General features: G+C 65.6%; 14 protein-coding genes. 8 read left to right on the top strand and 6 right to left on the bottom strand.

Translation table 11 applies throughout. The annotated features are described in order from the left end of the window. Positions 1-420 precede the first annotated feature (420 nt). The 6 genes from mads8 to ACQEU6_RS31870 all read right to left on the bottom strand — a co-directional run bounded on the left by mads8 (position 421) and on the right by ACQEU6_RS31870 (position 17,915). Positions 421-6,006, bottom strand: coding sequence for a methylation-associated defense system ATP-binding protein MAD8 (gene mads8 / locus ACQEU6_RS31845; protein ID WP_499336741.1), 5,586 nt, complete (start codon positions 6,004-6,006; stop codon positions 421-423). Then, entirely contained in the window at positions 6,003-7,658 is a 1,656-nt protein-coding gene (gene mads7 / locus ACQEU6_RS31850) for a methylation-associated defense system protein MAD7 (RefSeq protein ID WP_499336743.1), read from the bottom strand. The genes mads8 and mads7 overlap by 4 nt, the downstream gene beginning before the upstream one ends. Then, entirely contained in the window at positions 7,649-11,983 is a 4,335-nt protein-coding gene (mads6, locus tag ACQEU6_RS31855; protein WP_499336744.1) for a methylation-associated defense system protein kinase MAD6, read from the bottom strand. Before mads6 ends, mads7 begins: the two co-directional genes overlap by 10 nt. After that, positions 11,983-13,407, bottom strand: a complete 1,425-nt coding sequence (gene mads5 / locus ACQEU6_RS31860) for a methylation-associated defense system restriction endonuclease subunit S MAD5 (protein ID WP_499336746.1) — start codon at positions 13,405-13,407, stop codon at positions 11,983-11,985. Before mads5 ends, mads6 begins: the two co-directional genes overlap by 1 nt. Beyond that, entirely contained in the window at positions 13,404-15,551 is a 2,148-nt protein-coding gene (gene mads2 / locus ACQEU6_RS31865) for a methylation-associated defense system DNA methyltransferase MAD2 (RefSeq protein WP_499336748.1), read from the bottom strand. Before mads2 ends, mads5 begins: the two co-directional genes overlap by 4 nt. Positions 15,552-15,788: 237 nt before the next feature. After that, a complete protein-coding gene (locus ACQEU6_RS31870; protein WP_499336750.1) occupies positions 15,789-17,915 on the bottom strand; it encodes an AIPR family protein in 2,127 nt (708 codons plus the stop codon). 795 nt (positions 17,916-18,710) lie between these two features. Between ACQEU6_RS31870 and ACQEU6_RS31875 the strand changes: the two genes are divergently transcribed. From ACQEU6_RS31875 to ACQEU6_RS31910, 8 genes are all read left to right on the top strand, one after another. Further along, a complete protein-coding gene (locus ACQEU6_RS31875; protein WP_499336752.1) occupies positions 18,711-19,061 on the top strand; it encodes a hypothetical protein in 351 nt (116 codons plus the stop codon). A 773-nt stretch (positions 19,062-19,834) separates the two neighbouring features. Then, entirely contained in the window at positions 19,835-20,086 is a 252-nt protein-coding gene (locus ACQEU6_RS31880; protein ID WP_499336754.1) for a hypothetical protein, read from the top strand. 455 nt (positions 20,087-20,541) lie between these two features. Next, on the top strand, positions 20,542-21,345 hold the full coding sequence (locus tag ACQEU6_RS31885; RefSeq protein WP_499336756.1) for a hypothetical protein: 804 nt from the start codon (positions 20,542-20,544) through the stop codon (positions 21,343-21,345). After that, positions 21,342-22,718 (top strand): TadA family conjugal transfer-associated ATPase, encoded by a 1,377-nt coding sequence (locus tag ACQEU6_RS31890; protein WP_499336757.1) that lies wholly within the window; start codon positions 21,342-21,344, stop codon positions 22,716-22,718. Before ACQEU6_RS31885 ends, ACQEU6_RS31890 begins: the two co-directional genes overlap by 4 nt. Before the next feature lie 179 nt (positions 22,719-22,897). Then, entirely contained in the window at positions 22,898-23,599 is a 702-nt protein-coding gene (locus tag ACQEU6_RS31895) for a type II secretion system F family protein (protein WP_499336759.1), read from the top strand. Continuing rightward, complete coding sequence (locus ACQEU6_RS31900) at positions 23,596-24,486, top strand: type II secretion system F family protein (protein ID WP_499336761.1); 891 nt, start codon at positions 23,596-23,598, stop codon at positions 24,484-24,486. The genes ACQEU6_RS31895 and ACQEU6_RS31900 overlap by 4 nt, the downstream gene beginning before the upstream one ends. A gap of 34 nt (positions 24,487-24,520) precedes the next feature. Next, positions 24,521-24,745 carry a hypothetical protein gene (locus ACQEU6_RS31905; protein WP_499336763.1) on the top strand — a complete coding sequence of 75 codons (225 nt, stop codon included), beginning with the start codon at positions 24,521-24,523 and terminating at the stop codon, positions 24,743-24,745. A 74-nt stretch (positions 24,746-24,819) separates the two neighbouring features. Next, positions 24,820-25,137, top strand: a complete 318-nt coding sequence (locus ACQEU6_RS31910) for a hypothetical protein (RefSeq protein WP_499336765.1) — start codon at positions 24,820-24,822, stop codon at positions 25,135-25,137. Positions 25,138-25,139: the final 2 nt, after the last annotated feature.

Raw genomic sequence — 25,139 nt, forward strand, 5'->3', positions numbered from 1 at the left:
CCACCGCTGCCAACTGACGATCCCGTCCCGCTTCCCGATCGGGTGATCACGGCGGGTTCGCGTCGGTGGTGACACGCACCCGCTCGTAGACGGTTTACCTACCCGCCTTGTCTCAAACGGACCGGTGACCCCGGCGTGGACGTCAATGGGAGGTCGTGTTGCTGGGGGACTGAGCTGTAAACCCACACGCCATCTCGTTGATAGACGTGCTGCCGTTCCTGGCTGTCGCAGAGAGAGCTGTGTGGTCGAGCCGTGTCGCTGTGGTATCACAACCATTTCCCATGTCACCTCGGGGGTGGTGTCCACCGGGTCACTCTGGATCTGGCTGATCGACGGCACGTTTTTTTGCCAATGCTCGGCCAGGTTCGCCTCGGCGCTCGTGAGGATTTCCTCTGCGCTGGGAGTGAGTATGTCGTATGTCTATGAGCCGGATGCCTTTTTCGTGCCCCCGCCGTGTTGCGTTATCCGGGGACGACACCGAATGCGCACGGCGCTGTAGGTGAAGGCAGAATCAGTGGCCTTGCCAGACCAAATGTAGGCCTCGCCCGGGCGGAGGTGCGCTAGTTTTTCGGCTGTGAGGCCAGACAGGGCGGCATTCGCCTTCTGTAGGTGCTTCAGCCAGGCCGGCGAGGTGAACTTATGCAGGATGACGTGGTTGGAGAGCTCGATCAGTTGTACCGGGACGGACGGCGGGTCTTGGCTCGCGACCAGGATGCTCATGCCCTTATGGCGCATTTCGCGGACAGACTCGACAAGCCCAGCCACGAGGTCGGGGCTGTCGATGTACTTATGGGCTTCATCGAAGACGACCAGCTTGTTGAAACGGCGGTCACCGTCGCGTGCGTCGGCGAAGAGCTGCATGAGGACGACGAACAGGCCGAGGGCGTCGTCTTTTTCGATGAGGTCGTCGCGCAGGTCGACGATGACAAGGCGGCCAGGGCGGATCAGGCTGGTGAGCCGGACGTTGTCGTCGATGTACTCGGCGGCCAGGTCGAGGCGGTCTTCAGCGAGGTCCTTGATGTGCTCCGGCATGCGGGAGTCAGCCAGTTCCTGGCGGATCGTGCCGAGGGTCAGGTTGTTGCGATGTTTGCGGATGGCCTTGGCGATCTGCTTGATGTACGTGGACCGGTTTCCGACGGCACCGAGCAGGAACTTCCAGTGCTCAGCCTTGAGTTCGGCGGAGGAGAACGCAAGAGGGTGCACTTCGATACCGGGGTACTGCGCGCGGCGTTCGTCGACCTGGGCCTCCGGTGTGAGGAGGAGAACGTCGGTCAGGGCTCGCGGCTCGGCGCCGTAGCGTTCCTTGAGGGTGGCGAGCTGGACGGTGTCGTCGTTGGGATACACCATCGAGGTGAACTCCGGCGCGTAGTCCTGGGCCTTGCTGTAGTGGAAGACCACCGTGGCCAGCGGGTGGGGCAGGACGTTGACGGGCGGGGCCGGGAGCGAGGCCGCTTCGATGATGCTGCCCAGGGTGTAGCTCTTGCCGCCGCCCTGGACGCCGAAAAGGCTGATGGTGTGGGTCTCGTTGAGGTCGAGGGAGACGGTACGGCCTGCGACGTCTCCCAGGACGCCATGCTGAGATGAGGGACCTGTGACACCAAGGTAGATATCTGAATGTCTTGTGCCAGGGATGTTCGACCCGGGGCTGGGGGTGTCCACGCTCGGGGCGTCGTGGATGTTCTGCGGATCAGGGGAGGCGGCCTCGAGGGATGACGTGTCGGGCGGAGCCGGGTCCGCGGGAGTTGGTGGAGTGGGCGGGTCAGGCTCCCCGTCCTCGCTGCCGGGTTTACCGGATGCAGGCTGCAACTGGGCTGAAGTCGGTTGTGAGTGCGACGCCGGTTCCTCTTCCGTTGTCAACTGCTCTGGGTCCGCCACCAGAGCGTCTTCTGCGCGGAATGCCGCTTCGGCTAGACGCGGGACCGACAGCGGGAGCAGGGCCAGTGTCGGAGCTGTCGCGGCACCGTCCGCTGAAGGAGCGTTGACGTCATCCACCGCCGGCTCGGCATCGTCCTCTAGAGCCGGGGTACCCGGTCGCGCGGTCGGGATCGCCTCGACCAGTTCGCTGATGAGGTCTCGGCCGATGCGATGGAACTCCACCTCGCCGTCGGTTTCATAGTCGGTGCCGGTGCGGGCGAGGTCGAAGATCAGGCCGCTCCGGGTGAAGCGGAGCTGATAGCCGTCATCGAGGCTGTCGAGCAGCTGATGGGTCGCCGTGCGGGTGGTCCGGCTCAGGGTGCCGTGGCGAGCCGCGCGCTCCAGGTAGAAGCGGAGCATGGAGGCGAGGGCGAGATTCTTGACGGGGCGGTCGACACGGTCGGGGGTGTTGAGGTTCGAGTCGAAGGACTCGGCGAGTACCGTCTGGCTGCGCTCCAACTGCTGGGTGACCTTGGTCTTGAGTCGCTGGTAGGCGCTGACGTCGTCGAGCGCGGTGTAGCACTTCACCTCGACGAGGCGGCATGTGATGGTCCGCTGCCGTGCGTCGAGTTGGAACAGCGCAAGGTCGCTGCGCTGGAAGGAGAGGGCGTCGCCGAGTTCGCGGGCTTGGCGGCGGGCCTCTGTGTACAGCTCCGGGTGGGCGTCGAGGGGGACGACAATCTGGTTGTGTAGGACGTCCTGGTAGTCCAGGTAGAGGCGGGCGAGGGACAGACCGAGGACTTCGGTCCGCTGATTGGGGGCGGTGGAGGCGAGTTTGAACGCCAGGTTGCCCGACAGCAGCCGGAGTTGGTCGAAGAACGTGTTGAGATGACGTTCCGCAACATTGAGGCCGTGCTGCTCAGCCGTTGGTCTGAGGAGAGCGCGCAGCTCGTCGACCGAGTTGGAGCTGACCATGATCTGGTGGCCGAGTCCGCTGGTCTGGGAGGGCGCATAGTCGATGACGTACTCAGGCCTGCCGTGCTGACCGGCGTTGTCGAAGTACTCCAGCCCCAATGTGCGGTCAATGGTGACGACCCAGTCGCCGGACTGGTGTGCCTGGTAGAGGAGATCACGGGCGTCCGTGTCGAGGGACAGGACGGTGCACGGAACGCTGCGCAGCGCCTGCCCGGCGGTGGCCACGCAGGCCGCGGCGGTGGCGAGCAAGGCGGGGAGTCGACCCATGAGTGTGGTGAGGTCTTCGCCGTCTTCTATGGCGATGGCCGTACCGTAGCGAGGGACGGTGCGCCAGACGATCTGCTGACCGCTGTCCTCGTAGGCGGAGGCGGTCGCCTGTACCAGGCCGTGGACGGGCGAGTGGGCAATGGTCTGGCGCGGCATGGAGGCATGCTGTTCGCCGCCGAAGGCGTCGATGAGGACGGTGAGGTGGGCGTCGAACTCCGCCGGTTGGCGGGTGAACTCCTCCACCGAGCGTACGGAATGGACGAGCTTGGCAGTGCGGGCCGGGCCAGTGGTGTGCAGGAAGGCTTCGGCCTCGGCGGAGGGAATCTGGCTCTGCGCGCTCTGCAGTTCCATCAGGGCGGCGCCGGTCTCGGGCGCCTCGGGATCGGTGACGCACAGGCGAATGTCGTAGGTAAGCTCGCGGGTCGTGGTGCGGCGCTGCAGTTCGAGCAGGGCATCGGCAACAAGTTCGGCCCGGCCCGCGTTGACGACGTTCATGACGAGGGTGTGGACATATGGGTGCAGGCGAATGTAGCGCTCGATGCGGTCGGCCAGAGCGACTCCCGATAGGGCGCCGCTGGCGTTGCTAGTGGCGTGGGCACTCTCAGGAGGCAGGTGAAGGGCGGTGGCGAGTCGCCCGATCACTCCACGTGGGTCTGTGGTCTCGCTCGGCAGGTAGGCCCCCCAGTATGGGGTGAGATTGTCGGCCGCGGCCATCAGCCGTCCGTCCTGGCGTGGGACGGCGAACGGGAAGCCGAGGGGTCCCAGCGAAGCCAGCAGCGAGTCCCGTACAGACAGAACCGCCTTCTTGTCCCCGATGGTGAGGTGGGACATCCAGTCCAGGCTGAGCGCTGACCACGTAGCCAGCCAAAGGGCCCTTAGGGGGTGGGTGGGGGCGACGAGCAGCACGGTGTCGTGCCGGCCCATGCCATCCGTGAGCGTCGCCGCCACGCAGTCGATCTGCTGGACCCGGGCGAGTGACTCCAGAGCGCTGCCTCGGGTGGTGTCCGTGGCTCTCTCAAGCTGGAGCGCAGTTGCGTCAATGAGCTCGGCGTACGCCTCGGCATACGCGGCGAGTTCATCCCGCACCCGCTCAAAATCGACCGCCTCGCTGACCAGGAACTCGGCAGATTCGGTGGAGTCGGACGTCCCCCCTGTGACTGCGGCGAAATATGTCCGCCGGGCGGCGACGAACGCGTCGTACGTCTCGGCTGCTCGGCCGCTGAGGGAGCGTCCGAGGTCCGCCTCGTCGCTATCGGGCATCTGGGCGGTGCCGTCGGGGTGCAGGAGCAACCGGCGCAGGCTGGTGTCGTCTGGATGTGCGAGGAGGTGCTGTTGAGCCTGGACGAGCAGCGGGGACAGTCGGATCTCGCCGTTGCCCGCAGCATGGATCTTCGCGCTGAGGGTGCGGTGCGGGCTCCGGACGCCGGACGCCTTCCAACGGATGTCGGTGCTGGCAACCCCGGCCGGGTCCTCTCCCGCGGAGAGCGCCTCCAATTGGAGGGAGCGTAGAGCCTGGGTGAGGCCGGGGAAGCGCCCCGCACTGCGCTCCGACGGTTCCTCGGTCTCAGCATTAGGGACGACGTAGAAACGCTCGCTCTCGCCGCCGGGCAGGCCGTGGGCGCCGGGGGCGACGTTGAGAGGATCGCCCTCTGCGTTCAATGGGACGACGCGGATGTAGTGCCACCCCTCCTCCCAGTCGATTCTGTTGAGGCGGCTCAGCGCCTTCTTATACTCCGGCTTGGCCGTCTTCCCCTTGCTGACATGAGCGACCCTGCCGATCGGTCCGCCGTCCTCGGAGACGATCTCCACACGGAACTTCTCCAGTCCTTCCACAGTGCGAGGGTCGGGCTGCACGGCGAAGCGCGCGGTAACGTCGCGGATCCCCTTCTCTCCGCTGAGAAGGTAGGGCTGGCCTGCCATGGCGGCCAGAGCTGGGTAATCCTTCAGGTGCTGGGAGTTGTCACCTGCTGAGGGCAGGCCGAGTTCGCGGATGTCGATGGAGACAGTGGCGCGGCGGCGCTCGTCGATGCGCCAATTACCGAAGGACAGGCTCCAGTTCTCCCGCTCGATAACGATACGGCGGGTCCAGACCGTGGGCTCTTCCAGGCCACAGCGGGTGGCGAAGGCCGCGAGACGGGCGGCGAAGGCACTGTCACTCAGGCCGAGGTCTAGCGCGCGCTGCCGTTCGGACCGCGGCGAGTCGGTGAGTTTCTGGACCAGACCGTGGTTCTTGTCGGCCCGTTCCCGTACGAGGGCGGGGTCAGCGAATAGGTCGAAGTCGGGTACGAGGCCGAAGTGATAGACCGCCGCTCCGGCTACCTGGTCCCGGTAGGCGTTGACCTGCAAGGTGAGGAGGTACTGGGCGACGGCCCGGTCGCCTACTCGCCGTCCTTCAGAACCGCGGACGGCGGCGAGCAATTCGTCGACGGCGGGACGGAGCCGCTGCGGCACCTGGTCGAGGAGATGGTCGACGAGACGGGTGTATGCGTCTCCGAGGGGGACTTCTTCGAAAGTGGCGATCCCGAATGAGTCCTCGGCGCTGACCCGGATGCCGGGCGGCACGAAGACCAGAAGCGGGCCAGGCAGGACGCCTTCACCCTCACTGCGGTTGCGCAACTCGACCAGCTTGGTGCTGCTGACCCCCACGTCGTGCAGTGATCGCCCAGGGGAGAGGTCATCGGCAGAGCACAGCAGGCAGACCGTCGTCTCAGGGTCGAGTGCACCGCGTAGCCGGCGCACCAGGGCGGCGGCGAGTTCGGGTTCGACCTCGGTGACACGCATGCAATGCCCCGCGCCGCGCTTGCCGATGAGCCTGGCCAGATGGGGCACAAGGACGCCCTCGAGGGCTTCACGCAGGTCTTTGGCAGTGGCCTCGACCAGGCCGGTCGTGCCGGTCGGGGTGCTGGTCATCGGGTGCTGGCTCCCGTACGTGCTGCGGTACCGATGGCATACCGGGGGGTTATGGTCTGCGTCAGGTAGGCGTCTGACATGTCCTGGTAGTAACCGATCTCGCGCAGCCGGTTGAGGAAGGCAGCGGAGTTGGCGCGCAGCGCCGCCTGATCGTCGAGTTGGGCGCCGGTGAAGCCGTCGCCGTCGGGGAGATGGTCGATGTACAGCCCGTATCGGCTGCGGAGCAGCCCGAGAAATGCGTCGACCCGCATCGGGGCGGTGGCCAGATTGCCGCTGGCGTCGTCGCTCTCGCGCAGCAGTGAAATCTGAAGGAGGACTTCGAGGAGACGTCCGTCCAGGACGAACCGGCGGGCGGCATCTGCTGTGCCACCGCGCGGCTGGGCCAGAAGTGCGCCGGGACGGTGTTTCAAAAGCATCGAGTCGAGGCACTTCACGAATTGGCCCCGGTAGTAGCGGCCGCGGTAGTGCAAGAGCATCTCAGTGTACTCGTCAAAAGGGTCGAGCCCGAGTTGGATGATCTGCTTGAGCTCGGGCGGAAGGTCCTCCTCTTCGTCCCGCACTCGGTTGACCCGCTGTAGAAAGAAGGCGTCGCGGTCCTTGCGGCGCTTTCTGTCCAGGAGTCGCAGCGCTTCTTCCGGGGTGAAGTAGTTCCGGCCGGCGGGTCGGCTCAAGGTCCCGGCTTTGGCCAAGGACTCAGCGAAATCATCCAGCTTCTTCACCTGGTAGGTCGCCTGGATGAAGCTTGGGATGCGCCGGTACCAGATGTTCGCGCTGTGTTCGGCGAGGGCGGCGGACGCGGTGCCGGGGGTGCCGTCCGTGTCGAGGAAGAGCCGTACCCGGTACGGACAGCGGTCCGCCGCGTCCTGCGAGCTGTGGCCCTTACGGCAGGAAGCTGGCACCGTACCGGCCTCGACGACCGCGGGCAGCAGCTTCATCATCCGCAGGTGGTACAGCGCCAGGTGAAAGGCGAACAACGTCTTGAGATAGTCCACGAGCACGGTGCGCGGCATATGGTCCTGGTGGTACAGGAGCCGCATGATGTCCTGGCAGAGCAACTGCGCGGGCTCGGCGCACAGCGGCGGATAGGGGGTGCGGGGCTTGCTCGTGTCCGCTTGGTCCCGCATCTTCCGGCCCGCCAACTCGACCAGGTGCAGCAGCGCCTGTGTCTCCACGTCGGTGTCCGGACCGGGGGTGATGGTGCCGGTGGTCCGATCGACGTCCGAGAAGAAGAACTCGCGCAGTTCCTTCAGAGCTCCCTCGTCCGCGCAGAGCATCTCGTACAGCTGCTCGTCGGCCCCGTACGGACGGGATCTGCGGCTGTTGCGGAACCGGTAAGTGAAGCCGTGCAGCGGCCTGGGGGCGGCCACTGCTTCGTCAGCCCGGCCACGGTTGACCATGTCCATGAGGTGGGTGACGGTCCAGCGGGTGGTGGTCTCCCGGTCGAAGCCGTCGAACACCTCGGGGTGTTCGAGAAAGAGCTTGACGAACACATCGACGTCGAGCGTCGCCGTTCGGCTGATCTTGCTGGGCATGCCGTAGTGCCAGAGCCGGGCAAGCAGCGCTGTGAGGACGCGGTCCATGTCCAGAGGCTTGTAGTCGACCCGGCTGACACCGGGGTGATGAAAGGTGCCGAGCGATCCCGTCAGCGCCATACTGTCTCCTCTGCCCCCTCGGCGTGTCCATCGTCGTCCAGGTCGTGGGCTGCGGCTGCCGAGGCGGCCGCCAAGTCCTCCATGTACAGGACGCCGTCCTCGGCGCGGTGGACGCGGCGCAGGTCGTGCCCGTGGGTGGTGAGGAGCACTTCTTGGTAGGGGACGGCAGCCAGCCGGTTCTTGAACACGGCCAAGGCAAGCTGCTGCCCTTGGACGTCGGCCACCGAGGGGCGGTACCCCTGTCCGAATCGCTGCAGCAGTTCGAACAGGTCGAGCCGGATATCCAACTCGGCGGTACCGCCCTGCCTGTTTGCGGGGTCACGGTATGTCAGGCGGAGTGCCGTCCGGCTGGATTCGATGTAGTCGGACTCAGGCGGGTCGACGGGGGTCAAACGGAAGCCTTCGGCAGGGAAGCGACGATAGCTGCGGATGAGACCGCCCGTCACTTCACGGACCTTCAGGGCCAGAGCATCGCCGATGCGGTCCGGAGCCGTCAGCCCTTCCCCCCGGTTGAGGGCGCGCAGCACCATGTCGCGTGCGTCCTCAACCGAGGCATCAGTGCCCAGCAGGTCCATGAAGCGCAGCACGGAGGGATAGGGCAGCATCCGCTGGGCCCGCTCCTCGTCGTGGAGCTCGAAGTAGAGCAAACGGCGCGCCGCGTCAAGGTAGCGACGGTGGTCAGCTGCCTGGTCCGCGTGCCCCCGACCGTTGTGGTTCGACTGACTGAGCTCGGCGAACTGCTGGTCCAGCAGCACGCGGTCCCGGTTCCCGCGACCGTCTACAGTCACCAGGGCACCGTCTTCCAGCAGCCCGGTGTAATCAAGGCGGCGGTCAAGGCGCGGCTGTGGAATGGTGGCGACGTCTGCCTCGCGCAGCAGGGAAAGCAAGCGATCATGCTCCCTCCGGCTGCCGTCCGCAGCCGGGGGAGCTCCAAGGTGTGCAGAGAAGTAGAAACTGTCCAGGATGGCCTGGGCATCGCCGGCCGCGTACAACTGGTGGATCTCCGCGCAGTCGCGGCCTGAGGTGAGAGTGAAGGCGAGCGCCGAGCGCAGGTCGCGCAGCGTTATGTGCAATCTGCCACGCAGCTGGGTGAGTTCGTAGATCCGGCGCAGCCTCCGCATCACCTGTGGACCGGCGGCGGGGTGCTGGAAGGTCTGGGCGTTGTGCCGGGCGTAGCATTTGGCGGCGAGGTTGCAGGATGCGCAGTCCTCCCAGAACCGCTCATGCGTCATCCGTCCGATCATGCGCTCCAGCAGCGACTCACCATCCTGGGGAACACCCTCTGGACCTGTCTGCCGAGCCGCCACGTCGCGGGAGTTCAGATTGACGACGGCGACCGCCTGCCCCGTGCCCCGTCCGGCGAGGCCCAGGTTGACGAGCTTGGCGAGATGCGGGTAACGGTCGTGGCGGTGGCTCAGAAAGTCGATCAGACGCCCCTCGTTGATCGCGATCAGCCGCGTCTCGCCCTCGTTGCTCTGCCAGCCGGACTCGTCCGCTCCGGCGAACGGTGCGAAGAACTCCTCCAAGACGTCGTCCCCGCCCACCTCACCTTCGTCCTGGCTGCCATCGTGGTTGGTACGAAACCGCCGGCCGTCCAACGTGAAGTCGTTGCCGTTGGGCCGCGAGGGCCCGAAGTCGGCGCCCTGGTCCTGGGCGAGGCGCTCGAAGCGTTCCAAGAACGCGGTCTTCCCGTCGCCCGCGTTCCCTGTGACGATGACGAGAGCGTGTTCGCCCCGCCGCAGCGCGGGGACGAGCTTGCGGTCCAAGGCGGTCTCGACGTAAACCGACATGGCGTGCGGGTCCAAGCCCCGCGTGCCGCGGTTGCTACGCCGACTCTGGCTGTACAGGGTCTGTAGATGGGTGACGAACGGGTTGGTGTTGGGCTCGGGCAGGGTCGTCTCGTCGAGACCGTTGCCGGACGGCGGGGCGAGCGGCCGTTCCGAAGGCTCGGGCACATGAGGGGGCGTGGGGACGTTTCGATCCGACTCCAACGTCTGGAGCGCCCGAAGGAGTTCTTCGGCGGTGGTGAACCGCTCGGCGCGGTACGGGGAGACCAGCCGGAGCAGGATCTCGGCGAAACCCGGGGTGAGATCGTCGAAGCCGCTGTATGCGACCCGCGGGTCGATCGGCGCGACCCCGGGCAATGGGGCCCTGGCGTCCCAGGGGTACTCCCCGCCGGTCAACGCCTCGTAAAGGGTGACACCGAGCCCGAAAAGGTCGCGGTCGACGTAGCCGGTGGCGTTGGCCGGCACCTGATCCAGATCGGGCGGGGTGTAGCGGGCGCTGGTGTAGGTATGCCCCTCGGAGGAGTCGGCGGTCTTAGCGATCCCGAAGTCGATCAACTTGACGCCGTCGTCGGTCCACAGCAGGTTGCTCGGCTTGATGTCGCAGTGCCACACCCCGAGGTCGTGGATGTGCCGTAGCCCCCGTGCGGTATCAACGGCAAGTCGTAGTACGTCCGCCGCACCCATCCGCCCACCGCGGCTCACCTCAGCCACGTCCTTGCCGTCGACGAACTCGAAAACCAGGTACGGGTACGGGTCGGGGGCGGGTAGCCGGTCCGCGTCCACCATGGACACCACGTTGAGATGCGGTGCGCTCTGCAGACGCTGTAGCACGTCGGCCTCGCGTTTAAGCCGGTCGAGAACGGAGTCACGGTCCCTGAGGACCAGTTTCACCGCGCGGTCGAGGCTCCTGATGGTGTCGTACACCCGGTAGGCGACACCGAATCCGCCGGGCCGACCCAGTCGGTGGCGCACCAGGTATTTGGTGCCAAGCTGGAAGTCAGGAGGCAAGTTTTTGAAGAAGTCCGACCCGCGGGGTGCGTCCGTGTCGCCAGGCTGATCGGCGGCGGGCGGCTGTGCCGGTAGTGCGGCCGAGGAGCCGATCCGCTTCGCCGGGGCCCGGCGTGCGCCTATCGCCAAGTTCAGCCGGCGCAGCGCTTCCAGGGCGGTCGGTCGGGTGTCGGGATTCGTCGCGCACAGCGTCCGCAACCAGTGCGCCATCTCCACCCGGACCCCGGCGTTGTCCAACACGTCGGTCGGAAGCTGGCCGGCGGCTTTCGCCTGCTCTGTCACCGAGCCGAATGGCAGCTCTCCGGTGAGCAGTTGGTAGCCGATGACACCGACCGCGTACACGTCTGAGGCCATCCCCATGGCGGCGGGATCGACATGGCACTCGGGAGCGAGATACGCCGGGTCGGCGACCTGCCGCGCCTCCTGAAACACCGTGTGGCCACGCTGCTGTGCGGTCTTGGCGTACTCGAAGCCGGTCAGCATCGCCCGGCCGTCCTGCGCGATCAGAACCGTCGACGGGTTCAGCTCACGGTGCGCGATCCGTCGGCTGTGGGCATGCGCGAGCCCCTGCAGGACATGCCGGATGGTGCGCAGCTTGGTATCGGCAGTGAGCGGGTTGGCAGCCCCGGTCAGGTGCAACTTCAGCGCATGCCCGGGGACATCATCGAAGACGGTGACGTACACACCCCGGTCCTCGTCGGCGAAGAAGTCCCGTACCCCGACGATGTTGGGGTGGGCGGGTAGCTTACCCAACGCCTCATAGGCGATTCCGATCCGTTTCTGCTGCCGTAGACGCTCGACCTCCGGCGCGTAAGGGTCGGCTTGGCGGACCTGAAGCCGGACCGTGCCCGACCCCTGCACGGCCAGGGCGTTCTTCGCCCGATACTCGTCCAGGACGTCGGCGCCGTCGGCATGCTGCGATTCGCTGAGCCGCTCGATGACCTCCCAGCTGCCGAACCTCAACGGTCCCGATGGGGCACGCGAGGTGCCCCGAACCGTGTCCACGATCGCTTCATGGTGCGCGGAGATGTCTGTGTCGAACTGCCCAGATGACACGGGAACGTGGGTGGAGTCCGCCAGCCGCCCGACCAGGTCGGGCAAGGTGACCGTCGCTTTCGCGTCTCGCCGTGCGGGAGTGTTGTCCAGCAGGACCGCGTCCGTGGCCGATAGGACGACCAGGGCATCGATCCAGAGCCGGGACAGCGGTAGGTGCGCGGTCTCCAGGATCGATTTGAGCTGTGTGGCGTGGCTCTGCAGCTTTGGCACCGGGCTGCGGAACGGGGCACGCCGCGTCGGATACCAGTAGCTGCTATCGACCTCGATGCGGCCGTGGGCGCCCTTGACGTCGATGACGTACACAGCGTGCCCAGTGACCACCACGAGGGCGACTTCGAACAGACGGCTCTCATGCGGGATCTCGACGGAGTGCAGGACCGTCCAGTCGTCCGGCGCGTGATCTCGCAGGTGCGCGATCACGCGCCTCTCGGCATCGTTGGTGGCCTCCCCGACAGCAACGATCCTGGCACCCATCAGCCAGTGGCCTCCTCGACGGCAGCGGTGAGCAGTTCGAGCGCCTCGTCCTCCAGGACATCAGCGCGGTCGCGGCATTGGTAGGCGGAGCGGACGGTGGCGGCGATGCGCTCGCGATCCGTGGGAGATGCGACTGGAATGTGGAGCGCCTGCAGGCGTGCTGGATGGAAACCTTGCTGTTTTCCGCCGTAACTCATGGATCGCAAGACTCTGAAGGCAGCATCAGATCGGAGGAAGGCAAACAGGTAGGCGCCAGGAATAGCGTGGTCGCCGCTCGTGATCCGTACGAAGTCTTGGCTGTAGGCGTGCTCCAACCAGGAACCTGTGACAAGCGTGGAGCGCCCGTAGACTTCGTTCTCCCCCAGGGTTCCCCGTCCTGCGATGAGGATCGTCTCATCCTGAAGGCGTGAATCTTCCGGTGCTTCAGAAGCACTGATCCAGCGCCCTTCAGGGCTGATCCAAAATGCCTGCCTCTGTCCGATCAATCGCATGCCATGAGATTCATCGGTGTCAATTCTCTTGAATCGTGCGCCGATACGTAGGCTGTCACTCGTGCAGATGCGCCCGAGGCCTTGCCCCGGAACCGACTCCAGAGTCCGGATGACTCTCCGGGCGCGCGGCGAGAAGTTGAGCGCCCGAAGTGAGAACGAGTCGAGGTTTTCCACCTCGAACCCGAGATCACGGTCCTGTTGATGCCAGCGCAGTTCGTTCAGCTCGGACAGCCCATTGCTATCGAAGAAGTCTTTCGTCGCGGCGACGAGTTCAGCCTGGTGGCGAGCGCGTAGCTGCGCGCTCTCCTCCACCAGATTATGGATCTTCGACTCTACCTGCTCACCGAATCGCGGCACCGGAAGTCCCGCGATGTGGTGCGGCTCGATGTGCTTGACGGCAGAGCCGTATACCGACCCGCGCACGAGCGCCTCGCCGAACCGGCTGAGTAGAAAGGCATACAAGTATCCCGACTTGATCTCTCCCGGGTCGGGTTGGACTTTAAGCGTGTCCTGCGAAGACCAGATACCGTCCATGTCCGGACGGACGTACGCCCGCCTGCCGGCGTTGAACCCCGAGCACGAGATCAGTGTCATGCCCGGTTCGAGCTTCAAGTACGACAGCGCCGCCGAGCGGGCGTCGGTCTTGCGGAGCCGAGGCAGCCCCGTCAGATCGGCGGCCATCATGTCCTTCGTCCCGAGGAACGGCACGCTGTGCTCGGGGGCGGGGAGGTACACCCGGCGGAACATGGGACCGTTGAAAATCCCCCCGTTGTGCCCCGCCGTAAGGCTCGACAACGGCACCGTCTCCGGAAGCTGTTCCAGCAGCTTCTTCACCTTCAGCGCGCCCGAGACATACGGCGAGGCGTCGAGCCGCAGTCCCTGCTCGCGGAACCAGGCGGACGTCACCGGGGTCGACAGGCTGGCGATCTTCACGCGCCCGCCTCCGTGTTCTTGCGCGGGTCGGAACCGGGCACCGGGTACTGGGCCCGGAACTTCCGGTAGTTCTCCGCGATCACTGGCAAGTCGTTGTCGATGACCGGCTTGCTACGGTGCAACGGGCGCACGACCTCCTTGCCACGGATGCGGAGACGCTCCTGCTCCACCGAGGTCTCCACCACGATCTTCCCGTCGGGCTCACGCTTGTACAGGTCGTTCCCGCGCCGGTCGAAGCCGACCTTCTCGGCGACCGCCATGAAGACCGGGTACTCCTTCTCCGTTCCGAGCCGGTGATTGCGGACCTCCTGGTCCGTCTTGCGCTTGAGGAAGAGGAGCGTGGTGAGGATGTTGACGTTGGCATCGACGATGAACGTCTCCACCGGGAGTTCGACACTCGCGAGGACCCAGCAGTGCTCCAGGATGTAGCGACGGATCGCCTCGTCGGTCGGGCCCGGGTTCGACAGGATGCCGTTGGGTAGAACGATGCCGATCCGGCCGCCGGGCTTGACCCACTCGATGGCACGCTGGATGAAAAGCTGCTCGGGAGCCATGCTGCCCGGCTTGCTGGTCAGGCTCTCTTCGATCTCGCCGGTCGCTTTGTTACGGCCCCAGGACTTGGCGATGCCGTCTCGGAAGGAGCCCAAGACCGATTCATCACTGACAGGGATGTCCGCCCCGAACGGCGGGTTGGTCAGCAGGACGTCCACGCTCTTGAGCGGGATCTTCGTCTTTGCTTTCTCGACACCTGGGAGATGCCCGCGCGGGAAGCCGAGGGAGTCCATATGGAAGACGTTCCCTGTGGTCTCCGCGAGCGTCATGATCGCCATGGCGGTGGCGCGAACCAGGAAGGGGTCGAAGTCCGCACCCATCAGGTGCTTCTCCGCGTACTCCTTGAGCCGGTCCCGGTAGCGCTCCCGTTCCTCGTCCGTGTCCGGGAAGCCGTAGGTGCCCGCCTGCTTCTTCCAGGTGTCGTGTAGGTGCTTGAGCGTGGCCTGGAGGAAGCCGCCGGTGCCGCAGGTTGGGTCGAGGACAGTCTCGTCCTCCTGCGGGTCGAGGATCTCGACCATCAGGTTGACCGCCCCGCGCGGGGTGAAGTATTGACCGCGGTCGCCGCGCAGATTGGTACCGACGAGCTCTTGGTAGGCGAGGCCCTTTGCGTCGACGTCGGTGCCGCTGAGGTCGTAGGGAGCGATCTCGCTGACGATGAAGGCGAGAGCTCGGTCGGAGAGGGTGATCTCGTCGGTAAGCTTGAAGACGTCTTTGTACTCGCGTTTGACATCCTCGAAGAGCTCCCGGACGCGGGCGCTAATCGCCGCCCGGCCGCCCTCTTCGAACATCTCCTTCAGACCGGTGCGGAATCGTCCGTGGCCGGTGCCCCGGCTGACCCGCTCGTCGTACATCTTGGAGAACAGCAGGTAGAGGAACTGCCAGAAAGCGGCGTCCTTCGGCATGCCCTCGTTGCCGTGGATGTAGTTGTGGCAGCGGCGGAACGCGGTCTTGAGGCGTTCCGGCTCGGCTCGGCGCAGTCGCTGGTGCGAGGCTACGGTACGGCTGCCGAGGGTGCTATCGGCGATGGCCCAGTCACTGCGGTCCTCGAAGTCCGCGCCGAAATCGCTGACCACCTTCTTGAGGAAGAAGAAGTCGACTCCGTTCGTCCACATGCCGTCCGCGCAGAGCGGGCGGTCCTCGTTGCCCATCAACTCCTGGAGGGCTTCAAGGTCCTTCCGCGCCTCGTCGGGCTCGCGGAGCTTGACGACGTTCTTGCCCTTGCTCTTGGGTTCCGGCTTGCAGATCACCACGCGGCGTAGGTTGGCCGTGGTGTGCAGGGCGCCGGACTCGAAGATTGCGATGTCGGCTGGTTTGGTCCGCTTCCGCTTGGCGCCCTCTTCACTGATGGTGACGCGAAAATCGCGCGCCATGTCGGCGGGGTCGATTCCGTGCTCGTGGACGAGGGCACGGGCGATGCGCTGGCGGACCTTCTCCTTCTCGGTCTCCTTGATCGCCTCACCAGTGATGTAGTCGACGATCTGCCCCTCTTCCAGGGCCGTGACCTGGGGCTGGGTCTCTTCCGCTGCCACCGTCCGGCCGGCACCGTCCCGGGGCTGCTGCGGGATGTCCAGGTCCAAGGTCAGTTCCTCCATCGGCGTGGTGCTTCTTCCCTGTGCTCGGTGGTGCATACGATGCCCGCCGCCCGGGACTGCGTCTGCTCTGTAAGCCCTCCAAAGCGGCTGTCACCTGCGATCCTACGGCCCAGGAAACGACCGGCGGAGCTTCCTGGAGAAGGGACCTCGACCGGTCGCACGAGCGCGATGACCATACCGTCAGGCGCTGACAATCAGCGTGTCTCGGGGGCCAGAGCTGCGTCCAGTTGCCCCCTGTCATGGCCCCGTTGGCCCGGTGTCGGTGTCGGTCCCTTCGCTCTGCCGTACCTCGTACGCCAGCTCGTCGAGCGAACCCTGGTCGGGTACGAACCAGCGGACTGTTCCCTGCGTCGAGGTGTTCACCCCGGACGCCGCGACCCGCATCTTGCGGGCCAGACCACTGGGCGAATACCACTCTCCGTCCACAGCCCATCGCAGCGGGGTTCTGGTGCCGTTCTCGTTGGACCAGGTCGCACGGGCGCGATCCGGGTTCGAGGCGAGCCACTCCGTCATGTCCCGTCGTTCCGGCCGCGAGAATGGGCGGAACTCCAGCTCCGTGCCCTCCGGGATGCGGCTGGCCTCGATAAGGGTGATGACGGCGTTGACTTGCCGTCCGCGTTGCTCGGTTCCAGCGACCTGGTAGCCGTCTTGGAGGACGGGAGCGGTGGTGTCAGAGTCAAGGCCGCGCATGGCTGCGCGCACCACCCGCTGCATGCGCTCGGCGTTTCGGACTGCGGCGATGATGTGGCTGGTTTTGCCGTACTCGTCGTCGATCGCGCGCAGTACCCATGCGAAGGTGTCCCGCACGAGCTGCGGAACCCTGGCGAGCTCGCTCGCCCAGTCGAAGTCCGAGCTTTCGATGGCTGTGGTGTTCAGACGTCGGAAGACGATATGGGTGACGAGGAGATCGCCGTGTGAGGCGGCAGCGTCGGCGCGCCAGAGCAGTCCGTCGCGGAGCGCCTGCAGCTCAGTACGGACTGTGCGGAGCAGCTCGACCGAGCGCCAGACCCGATACACGTTCGGCGTTTTCCCGAAGATTTGCTCATAGATGCCGTCCTCCCACAACCCCGCGAGGTTCTGGTCTCGCTTGGCCACCGCCGCGAGCTGAGCATTGGGGTGGACGGCAGCTAGAGCCTCAGCAGCTTCCGACATGGAACAGCCATGCTGCGGGTCCGGGACATGCTCACCGCGCTTGATGACATAGCTGCGGTGCAGCAACAGGGCGAAGTCGTCCCGAAGCTGGATCTGCCCTTGGTCGAGGGACTTGAAGTCGCGATCCTCGATGGGGTTCTGCGTGTTCGTCGTCGTGGTGACCTGATCTCCGAAGCCTTCCGGGCAGTCCTCCAACGAGATCAACCGCACCGTGACCCGGCCGATCTGAGCAGTGTCGGGATCCTTGACGAAGGCTCGGTGCAGTGCGCTTACGGTCTGCGCGCCGTTGACCACGCTGATGCCGCTCAGCCTGAAGTCACCGACTTTGCCGGGGACGGCCCGCCCCACCGGCTTGATCGTCTCGCAGAGCATGGTGATGCCATTGCTGAAGTACCAGAAGTGCTCGGGCTGCTCCAGCAGCGTGTTCTGGATCTTGACGTTGACATCGGTCAAATCGAGAGAGTCTCGGATGTTGCGGGCGAAGAGCCCCCGCCGGTGCTCGCCGTACAGGTCAGCGAGGTCGGGGACAGCCATGGTGCCGTAAAGCGCCTTGTACGGGGTCGACTCCTGTACGAACCCATCAAGCCTGACTGTGGCGTCGATCTTCGGCATCGCCGCGTCGCCGAGGATAGCCCGGTGGAAGTCGCGCAGATCGAGGACCTCGTAGTCGACGATCTCGTCGACCTGGTTCTGTGCGGCGATCTTCTCCTCAAGAAGCTCTCGCACCCTGGAGTCGAGGGGCGCAGTCCGCATCAGCGCCAGAACGATGGTTACCTTCGGTAGACCCAAGTCGAACGCCTGTTGGAGATCCGGTACGAGTGCCTGGAAACGGCTGTTGAACTTCGAGTAGGCTCGGTCGAAGATTAGGTCAAGGCCGCGGAACAGCTTGTGAACCGCCTCCTCGTCAAACGCGCCCTTGCCGGCGTCACTCCACTTGGCCTGCACTAGACAGATCCGTGGTTGCGGGGCGCTGAGCTCAACCGATATCGCGTCCACACCGCGATCGTCAGCGCCGTCGAAGACGCACGCGGCGGCAGCCCGCGGACCGACTTGGTGCTCGTTCTGCACGGCGAGTGCCGCGATCCCGCGACTGAGGAATGCCTGTCTACGGCTCTGGTCGGACGTTGACTTCGGCAGGTCGGACAGGTCTAGCAGTCCGGTGTATCGCTCATCGATGGCATTGCGGATGTACTCGATGTGCAGCTTGCTCATGGCTTTCCCCTGCCCCAAGACTTACTGATGTAGGGAGGGTATAAGGCGAGGGGTACTCCTGGGGAACCGTCGTACGGGTTTCGCCAGCCGGAGCGTGCTCGCCAACGAGGCGCACTGCTGCGTTGGCGTGCGTAAGCAACTCTGCGTGTCCGAGCACCACGCCGCGTCGGCGCCGACCACGTTGTGCCGGTTCTGCAGGGGCTCCCGGCGTCCGGCTGTGGTCCGGTTGAACGGCGATACCTTCTCGGCCTCGTCCGCTGTCACGAGATACCTTGGCGCGAAAGTTGATCAGCTGGGATTGCTGCTTCCGTTACCCAGCGCCCACTCACTGAGGGGGACGTCTGCGCGTGTAACCACCTCATGAGACGGCGCACTGTGTGTCAGTCCCGAGTATGAGCTGATACCCATTACTTAATATGGGGAGCTTTGGGGATCGGACGGCCTCAGTGATTTTGGAGAGATTTACCTTTCTGGTCTCGCGATGTGTGGCCAACGCCAACGGTCTGGCTCTACTATCGCTCGATGTTGCTGTTGTGCGGCTTGTGGGCGAGTCGCGTTCGAGGCCGCAAATGATCATGCATATGAAGGTGGGTTTTGTCTGATATTGGTCGATACGTTGGGATTCGACTCTGCTGGCTCGGAGTCGTGGGCGCTGCGTTGCTGACTTCTAGCTGTGGTGGCGGGTCGAAGGCTGTTGCTCTGCCCTCGTTGACGGACGCAAGCACGCCCCTGCCCTCGTCGTCGACTGCGGCGGAGGAGAAGGCTGCGGCATCGGCGTATACGAGGTTCGTTGCCATGCTGGATCGTGCAGACTCTTTGCCTGCCGAGTCTCGTAAGCGTGAACTCGCTGCCGTCATGGTCGAGCCGCAGCTATCGAGAGTACTGCAACGCATCGACAAGATGAAGAGCCAGCACATCGCGACTTACGGTCGCATCATCGTCCATGTGAAGGGCGTTCAACTCACTGCGGACGGCGCCACGGTGTCCGACTGTCAGGACTCTCATGGCTCGGGTCTTCTAAACTCAGTTACACAAAAGAAGATTAATCGCGGTGTCCGGCAGGGAAATACCAAGGCTCTGCTCGTGAAGGGGGCTGATGGGAAGTGGCGGGTCAGTAAGTCCATCACGATCGGTGAAGGGTGCTGACCGTTGGACGCTGTTAGGCACGTGCTCGAGCTTGGTCTTCTCTTCCCCTCTTTCGTGGCTGCACCGCCTCCGCAGGACCCCTTGCCGCCTGATGCGAACGCCTATAGCTACAACTTCGGTGCGCAAGATGACGGCGACCCTGGTGACGGAGCAGCGCTCACGGCTCGCCCGCCCAAGAACCTCGCGGGCGAGTCTCACGATCTGGGACCGCATGATTGTCGGACGCTCAGCGACAGCGTGCAGGTCTGCACGCCGGAGAATGAGGGCGGGGGTAAGGCGCACAAGATCTCTCCGGCCGAACTGGCGTTGACGAAGTGGGCGCGCATGCCGATTCCGGTGCCAGCGGTGCAGACGGCGCCGCCCCGCCGCAGGGAGGGCTTGGTAGGGCTGCCGGAGTGGTTCTGGGTGACCAACTGGCATCCGCTAAGCGGTCGTGTCGCAGCTCGCAGCGTGTGGGTTGAGGTGACCGCTCGGCCGCAGAACATGACCATTTCCCCGGGTCCTGGAGAGTCGGTCGTCCGATGCTCGGGGCCCGGTACGGCCTACGACAAGTCCCGCCCGGCCGCATCACAGCGCACCGATTGCTCCTACACCTTCGCACGGTCTTCATGGCGTGAGCCTGGCCGGGCGTATCGGGTGCGAGTGACCGTCGTGTGGGGCGGCACCTGGCGCGGTTCTGATGGGTCGGGCGGTGTGCTTCCACCCTTGAGCCGCTCGACGACCTTCCGGTTGCGGGTAGCCGAGGGACAGGCGCTTTACGGATGAGGGTCGGTATGAAGTCGAGTGGCCAAGTGCTGTCGGGGCCTGCCGGCTCCAGTGCGATGAGCGGCACCGGTCCTGCACCGTCCAAGCGGCTGGCGCGGCAGCGCCGTCCAGGGACGATCGCCGCGGCGGTGATGCTGCTGGTGTTGGCCGTGGCAACCAACGTGTACCTGTTTCGTTCTTCGGGCGGTCGGGTGTCAGTTATCAAGGTGGCACGCGACGTCGCGGTGGGACACAAGGTCACGCAGGCGGATCTCGAATAAGCCGAGGTTGCGGTGGAGGCGGGAGTGACAGTGGTTCCAAGCCGTCAACTGCCCCAGGTTGTCGGGCGGCGGGCTGCCGTGGGACTGCGGAAAGGATCGCTCCTGGCGGCGTCGCAACTGACGACGGAGCAGAGCCCTCCGGCGGGGCGGGCGCTGGTGACCGTACCGATGAAATCCGCTGCGATTCCACCTGGGCTGGCTCCGGGTTGGAGCGTTTGTGTGGTGTTCACCTTGGGCAATCAAGGCCAGGAGCCCGTGACCGGTGCTCCGCAGGGCCGGGCGGAGACCACAGTCCCACGGGATGTCGCCGCGGTAGTCGATGAAGTGGACGGGCCGGATGCCGAAGGCGTGACAACGGTGTCCTTGATGGTGCCCAACTCGGACAGCGGTGCGGTGGCGAGGCAGGCAGCCGCCGGGATGGTCGTTCTCGTCGTGACGGAGAGGCGGGGCTGATCATGGCGCTGCACTGTTTGGTCTCGCCGGGCGGATCGCCAGGTGTCACCACTGCCGCCTTGGGGCTGGCGCTGACTTGGCCAAGCGAGGTGCTGTTGGCGGAGTGTGACCCCATGGGGCGGCGCGTTCTGCCGGGCTTCATGGCGGACCGCGTCCGCGAGCCGGTCGGCACCGGGCTGCTCGGCTTGGCAATGGCAGCCGAGTCGGGGCCGCAATCTCAGCTTCCGGTGGAGGACTATCTGATCCCCATTCCCGGCGAGGATTCCGTGAAGTTGTTGCACGGAGTCCGTGATCCTCGACATGGGGTGCGACTGGGGCCATTGTGGGGCCGGCTGGCCGAAGCGTTGTCCTCGCGGCAGGGCGATGTGATCGCGGACCTCGGGCGCATCGGTGGACGAGACACCCCCGATGACTTGCTGCGGGCTGCGAAGACCGTCGTCATGGTGTTGAAGCCGACGTTGACGCAGGTCGATGTTGCCGGTCCACGACTCGACGCTCTGACGGGTCTGGTAGGCGATCACACGACTGTCGGGCTGTGCCTGGTCGCGGAGGGGCCATACAGCGCGGCGGAGGTCGAACGCGTTCTCCAGAAACCGGTGTTGGCGGAGCTCCCGTGCGCGCCCGCCGACGCCCGGGTCCTCTCGGACGGTGCTCGACCCCGAAGGATCTTCAAGGCTTCGCTGCTTCTGCGGTCGTTCAAATGTCTTGGTCGGCGCATCCGTATGACCGCCGACTCGCTGCCGACGGGCACCGAGGGCGGGACGGTTCTCTCGGGCGTTGGTGCTGCCGCTCGGGTGGACCAGTGAGCGCGCCGGGATGGACGTTCGCCAGGCCGGAGGGTGCTCACCATGCCGTTCCCACGTCCACCGGCGCAGCACTGCCGGCTGAGGCGGACGACGCGAACGTATGGGCGGCGGTCCACGAGGTCTCCGCGCAGCTTGTAGACGTCCTCAGCGACGCCATCGACCGGATACGGGCACGGCAGTTGATCGACGCCCAGGTGCAGGCGTGGGCGCATAACCAGATGGCGTCCGGCCAAGTGATGTCGGCCGAAGCAGTGCGGAAGGTCGCACGACTGGTCTTCGACCGCCGGTTCGGGCTCGGCCCGTTGCAGCCGTATCTGGAACGCTCCGACGTGGAGAACATCGTCGTCAACGGCTGCAGACAGACGTGGGTCAGCTACACCGACGGCACCAAGCGACCAGGACCGTCAGTCGCCGAAACCGATGAGGACCTCATCGAGTGGGTTCAACTGCTGGCGCGCCGCGGGAACACCGGCCGGGAGTTCTCCCACGCCTCGCCGCTGCTGGACGTCGCGCTCTCTGACGGTGTCCGGCTGGCCGTGGTGGGGTGGGTGTCGAGGCGCCCGCATCTGGCGATCCGGGTACACCGGCTTGTCGATGTCACCTTGCGACAGCTCACCGACCTCGGCACCCTGACCAAGCCGCTAGAGGTATTCCTGAAAGCGGCGATTCGGGCACGCCGAAACGTCATCGTGTGCGGGGAGGTCAACACCGGTAAGACGACGCTCGTGCGTGCGTTGGCCAACGAGATTCCGCCCGAGGAGCGGGTCATCACGTTGGAGAGCGATTTCGAGCTGTTCCTAGACGACCCGCGTCTGGCGCACCGCCACCAGGACGTCGTGGCCTTGGAGGGGCGGCAGGCCAACGCTGAGGGCGCAGGCGAGGTTCGATTGCAGGACCTGGTGCCGGCGTGCCTGCGCTTGAATCCCGATCGGGTGATCGTGGGTGAGGCGCGGCACGGGGAGCTGGCGCCGATGTTGGAAGTGATGTACTCCGGTGCGCGAGGCTCGATGTGCACGCTGCATGTCCACCGGCCGGAACACGTGTTCAGCCGTGTTGTCCAACTCGGCCGTCGTGCCGATCTCGGGCTCGGGGCCGATGATGTGCACCTGATGTTCGGTCTGGCTGAGCCCTTGGTCGTCTACTTGGAGCGGGATCAGGCGAGCAATGCGCGATTCGTCTCGCAGGTGATGGAGATCGGGCCGCCAGCGGACTCGGTAGAACCGACCCGCAACCTCGTCTTCAGCCCAGGAGCTGATCGGCGAGCCACCCCCGCGGATGGGCACATCAGCGCCACCCTCCTCGACGAACTCGTAGCGCACGGCCTCAACCCCGAGTTGCTGAAGCCCAGTTCCGGCACGGGGGGCTGGTTGTGATGAGCCTTCTTGCGGCCCTGGCCGGCCTGTGCGCCGCCGGAGCCGTCTTAGCAACCGTGGCTGGACTGCGGGGTTCCGAACCTGCGGAACGGCAGGTGCGTCCGCCATCGCGGTTGCAGACGCTCCTACGCTCGTCGGCCTGGCCAGGGCGCCGTAACCGGTTGCTCGCCGGTGTCGCAGTGGCGCTCGCGGTGTTCCTGATGTCTGGGTGGCCGGTCGCCGCTCTTGCGGTAGGCGCCGGGGTGTACGCGGTTCCGCCGATGCTGTCGGGACGGGGACCGCAGCGCCGGATCGCGCGGTTGGAGGCGCTGGCTCAGTGGTCCCGACGGTTGGCGGAGATGATGGGCGCCAGCCGCGGCTTGGAGCAAGCCTTGGCGGACAGTGCCCGGATCGCGCCCGAGGCGATCCGCGCACCGGTGACCGTCCTGGCGGAGCGGCTGAACAATCACGCCAACACCGAACAGGCGCTTCAGGGGTTCGCCGACGAGCTGGATGACCCAATCGCCGATCTGATCGCGTGCGCACTGGTGCTGGCTGCCCGGCGTCGTGGGCCTGGGACGCGGGAAGCGTTGAGCCTGCTGGCAAACGCAGTCGAACACGAGGTCATCGTCCGTCGAGACGTAGAGGCTGAGCGTGCCGGATTGCGCACGACGTTGATCGTCATCGTGACTTCCGTTGTCGTGCTGAGCGCGCTGTTTGCTTCATCCCAGACGTTCGCCGCTCCCTACGGCACCGCGTTGGGCCAGACGGTCCTGGCCGTGGTCGCGGTGATCTATGGGGCCGGGCTCTGGTGGATGCGTCGGCTGGCCGTTCTATCGACCGGCGCCCGCTTCCTCAACACCACCCGTCGGGCGCCGGCTGAGCAGGGAGCCAGGCTGTGACCGGAGCCGCCGCTATTGCCGGGTGCTTGGGCGCCCTCGGCCTCATCCTGCTCATCCGTGAGTTGCGGCCTGCCCCTCCTCGACTGGATGCCGCACTGGCTCGCGTCCTACCGGTTCCGAACCACCTGCCGCCCGTTGACGATCTGAGCACCCGCGACAGTGTCGGACGGTGGCTGGCGGATCGTGTCGCGCGACCGGCTGGACTGCTCGCCATACCTCGGACTGATCTGGCATTGCTCGGCCGTCGGGTCGAGCGGTTCATGCTGGACAAGCTGGCCCTGTTCATCACCGGGCTTGTCGTGCCACCCGTCTTCAGCGGGCTGGTGGCCTTGACCGGAGGCTCACCGGAGTGGACGTTTCCGGTCATTGCCGGGCTCGCCATGGCCGCGATCCTGTGGCTGGTCCCGGATTGGCACGTACGGTCTCAGGCTCGTCAGCGCCGCCGTGACTTCAGGTACGCATTCACGTCCTATCTCCAGCTCGTCGTCCTGGAGCGCGAAGCGGGTGCCGCCTTGAACGCCGCGCTGGAGAACCCGGCGAAGATCACCGAGGGGTGGCCGTTCCGGCGCGTACACGAGGCGCTGATGCGCGCCCGGCGCGCCCAGCAGCAGCCCTGGCGGGCTCTTGCCCAACTCGGTGAGGAGATCGGCGTCCGGGACCTGATCGATCTGGCTCACACGGCTGAGATAGCCGGTAGCGAGGGCGCCAAGATGCACGACGTCCTGGTTGCCAAGATCACTTCGATGCGGCACGAGGCGTCCGCTGCCGCGCGCGCCGAGGCCAACTCCCGCACCACCGCCATGTGGGTGCCGACCAGCCTGCTCATGCTCGGCTTCGTGATCCTCGTCGGCTTCCCATTCTTCTCCAAGCTCCTGGCGTCTGGCTGAACGCTCGGACTTCCACACAACACATCGGGGGACCATGAACATGCTCAACGCAGTGGCGATCCGCGTCGCGCTCGCTTTCCACGACCGCAGCCGACGACTCGCCGCAGACTTGCGCGACCGCGGCGACCGGGGCTCCGGGGTGGTCGAGACGATCATCATCGTCGCCGGATTCGCCGGACTGGCGTTCATCGTCTACATGGCCGTGTCCAGCAAGGTGCACGGCTGGATAAACAAGATTCCTGGCGCCGTCGGTCAATGAACACGCCTGGACGAGTGCGAAGGCGGGAGGACAAGGGGTCCACGACCGTTGCGACGGCCATCACCTTCCCTGCCGTGGGGCTGCTCTTCCTCGCGTTTGCGCAGGCGGTGATGGTTTCGGTGGCGCGTGACGTGGCGCAGTCGGCTGCTGAAGAAGGGCTTCGCGTCGCACGCGCCCGCCAAGGAACGTTCGCCCAAGGACAGGCCGCCGCAACCGCCTTCGCCCGCAACGAGCCCGTCCTACAAGCACCCGCGGTCGCCGTGTCAGGCGCCAACACCATCACCGTCCGGGTTTCTGGTCGCGCGCCGTCGTTCTTGCCAGGCGTCAACATCGCCGTTTCTAAGAGCGTGCGCGGTGCCCGTGAACGCTTCACTACTCCAGGGCCGACGTGATC

Source organism: Spirillospora sp. CA-108201, from assembly GCF_050936235.1.
Taxonomy (GTDB): domain Bacteria; phylum Actinomycetota; class Actinomycetes; order Streptosporangiales; family Streptosporangiaceae; genus Spirillospora.

What these genes read in the sequence shown, in the direction of transcription:
- ACQEU6_RS31905 (WP_499336763.1), top strand. Translation starts at nt 24,521, where the DNA reads ATGAACATGCTCAACGCAGTGGCGATCCGCGTCGCGCTCGCTTTCCAC.
- ACQEU6_RS31870 (WP_499336750.1), bottom strand. Translation starts at nt 17,915, where the DNA reads ATGAGCAAGCTGCACATCGAGTACATCCGCAATGCCATCGATGAGCGA.
- mads2 (WP_499336748.1), bottom strand. Translation starts at nt 15,551, where the DNA reads ATGGAGGAACTGACCTTGGACCTGGACATCCCGCAGCAGCCCCGGGAC.
- mads6 (WP_499336744.1), bottom strand. Translation starts at nt 11,983, where the DNA reads ATGGGTGCCAGGATCGTTGCTGTCGGGGAGGCCACCAACGATGCCGAG.
- ACQEU6_RS31880 (WP_499336754.1), top strand. Translation starts at nt 19,835, where the DNA reads ATGAAGTCGAGTGGCCAAGTGCTGTCGGGGCCTGCCGGCTCCAGTGCG.
- ACQEU6_RS31875 (WP_499336752.1), top strand. Translation starts at nt 18,711, where the DNA reads ATGCTGGATCGTGCAGACTCTTTGCCTGCCGAGTCTCGTAAGCGTGAA.
- mads8 (WP_499336741.1), bottom strand. Translation starts at nt 6,006, where the DNA reads ATGACCAGCACCCCGACCGGCACGACCGGCCTGGTCGAGGCCACTGCC.
- mads7 (WP_499336743.1), bottom strand. Translation starts at nt 7,658, where the DNA reads ATGGCGCTGACGGGATCGCTCGGCACCTTTCATCACCCCGGTGTCAGC.
- ACQEU6_RS31885 (WP_499336756.1), top strand. Translation starts at nt 20,542, where the DNA reads ATGGCGCTGCACTGTTTGGTCTCGCCGGGCGGATCGCCAGGTGTCACC.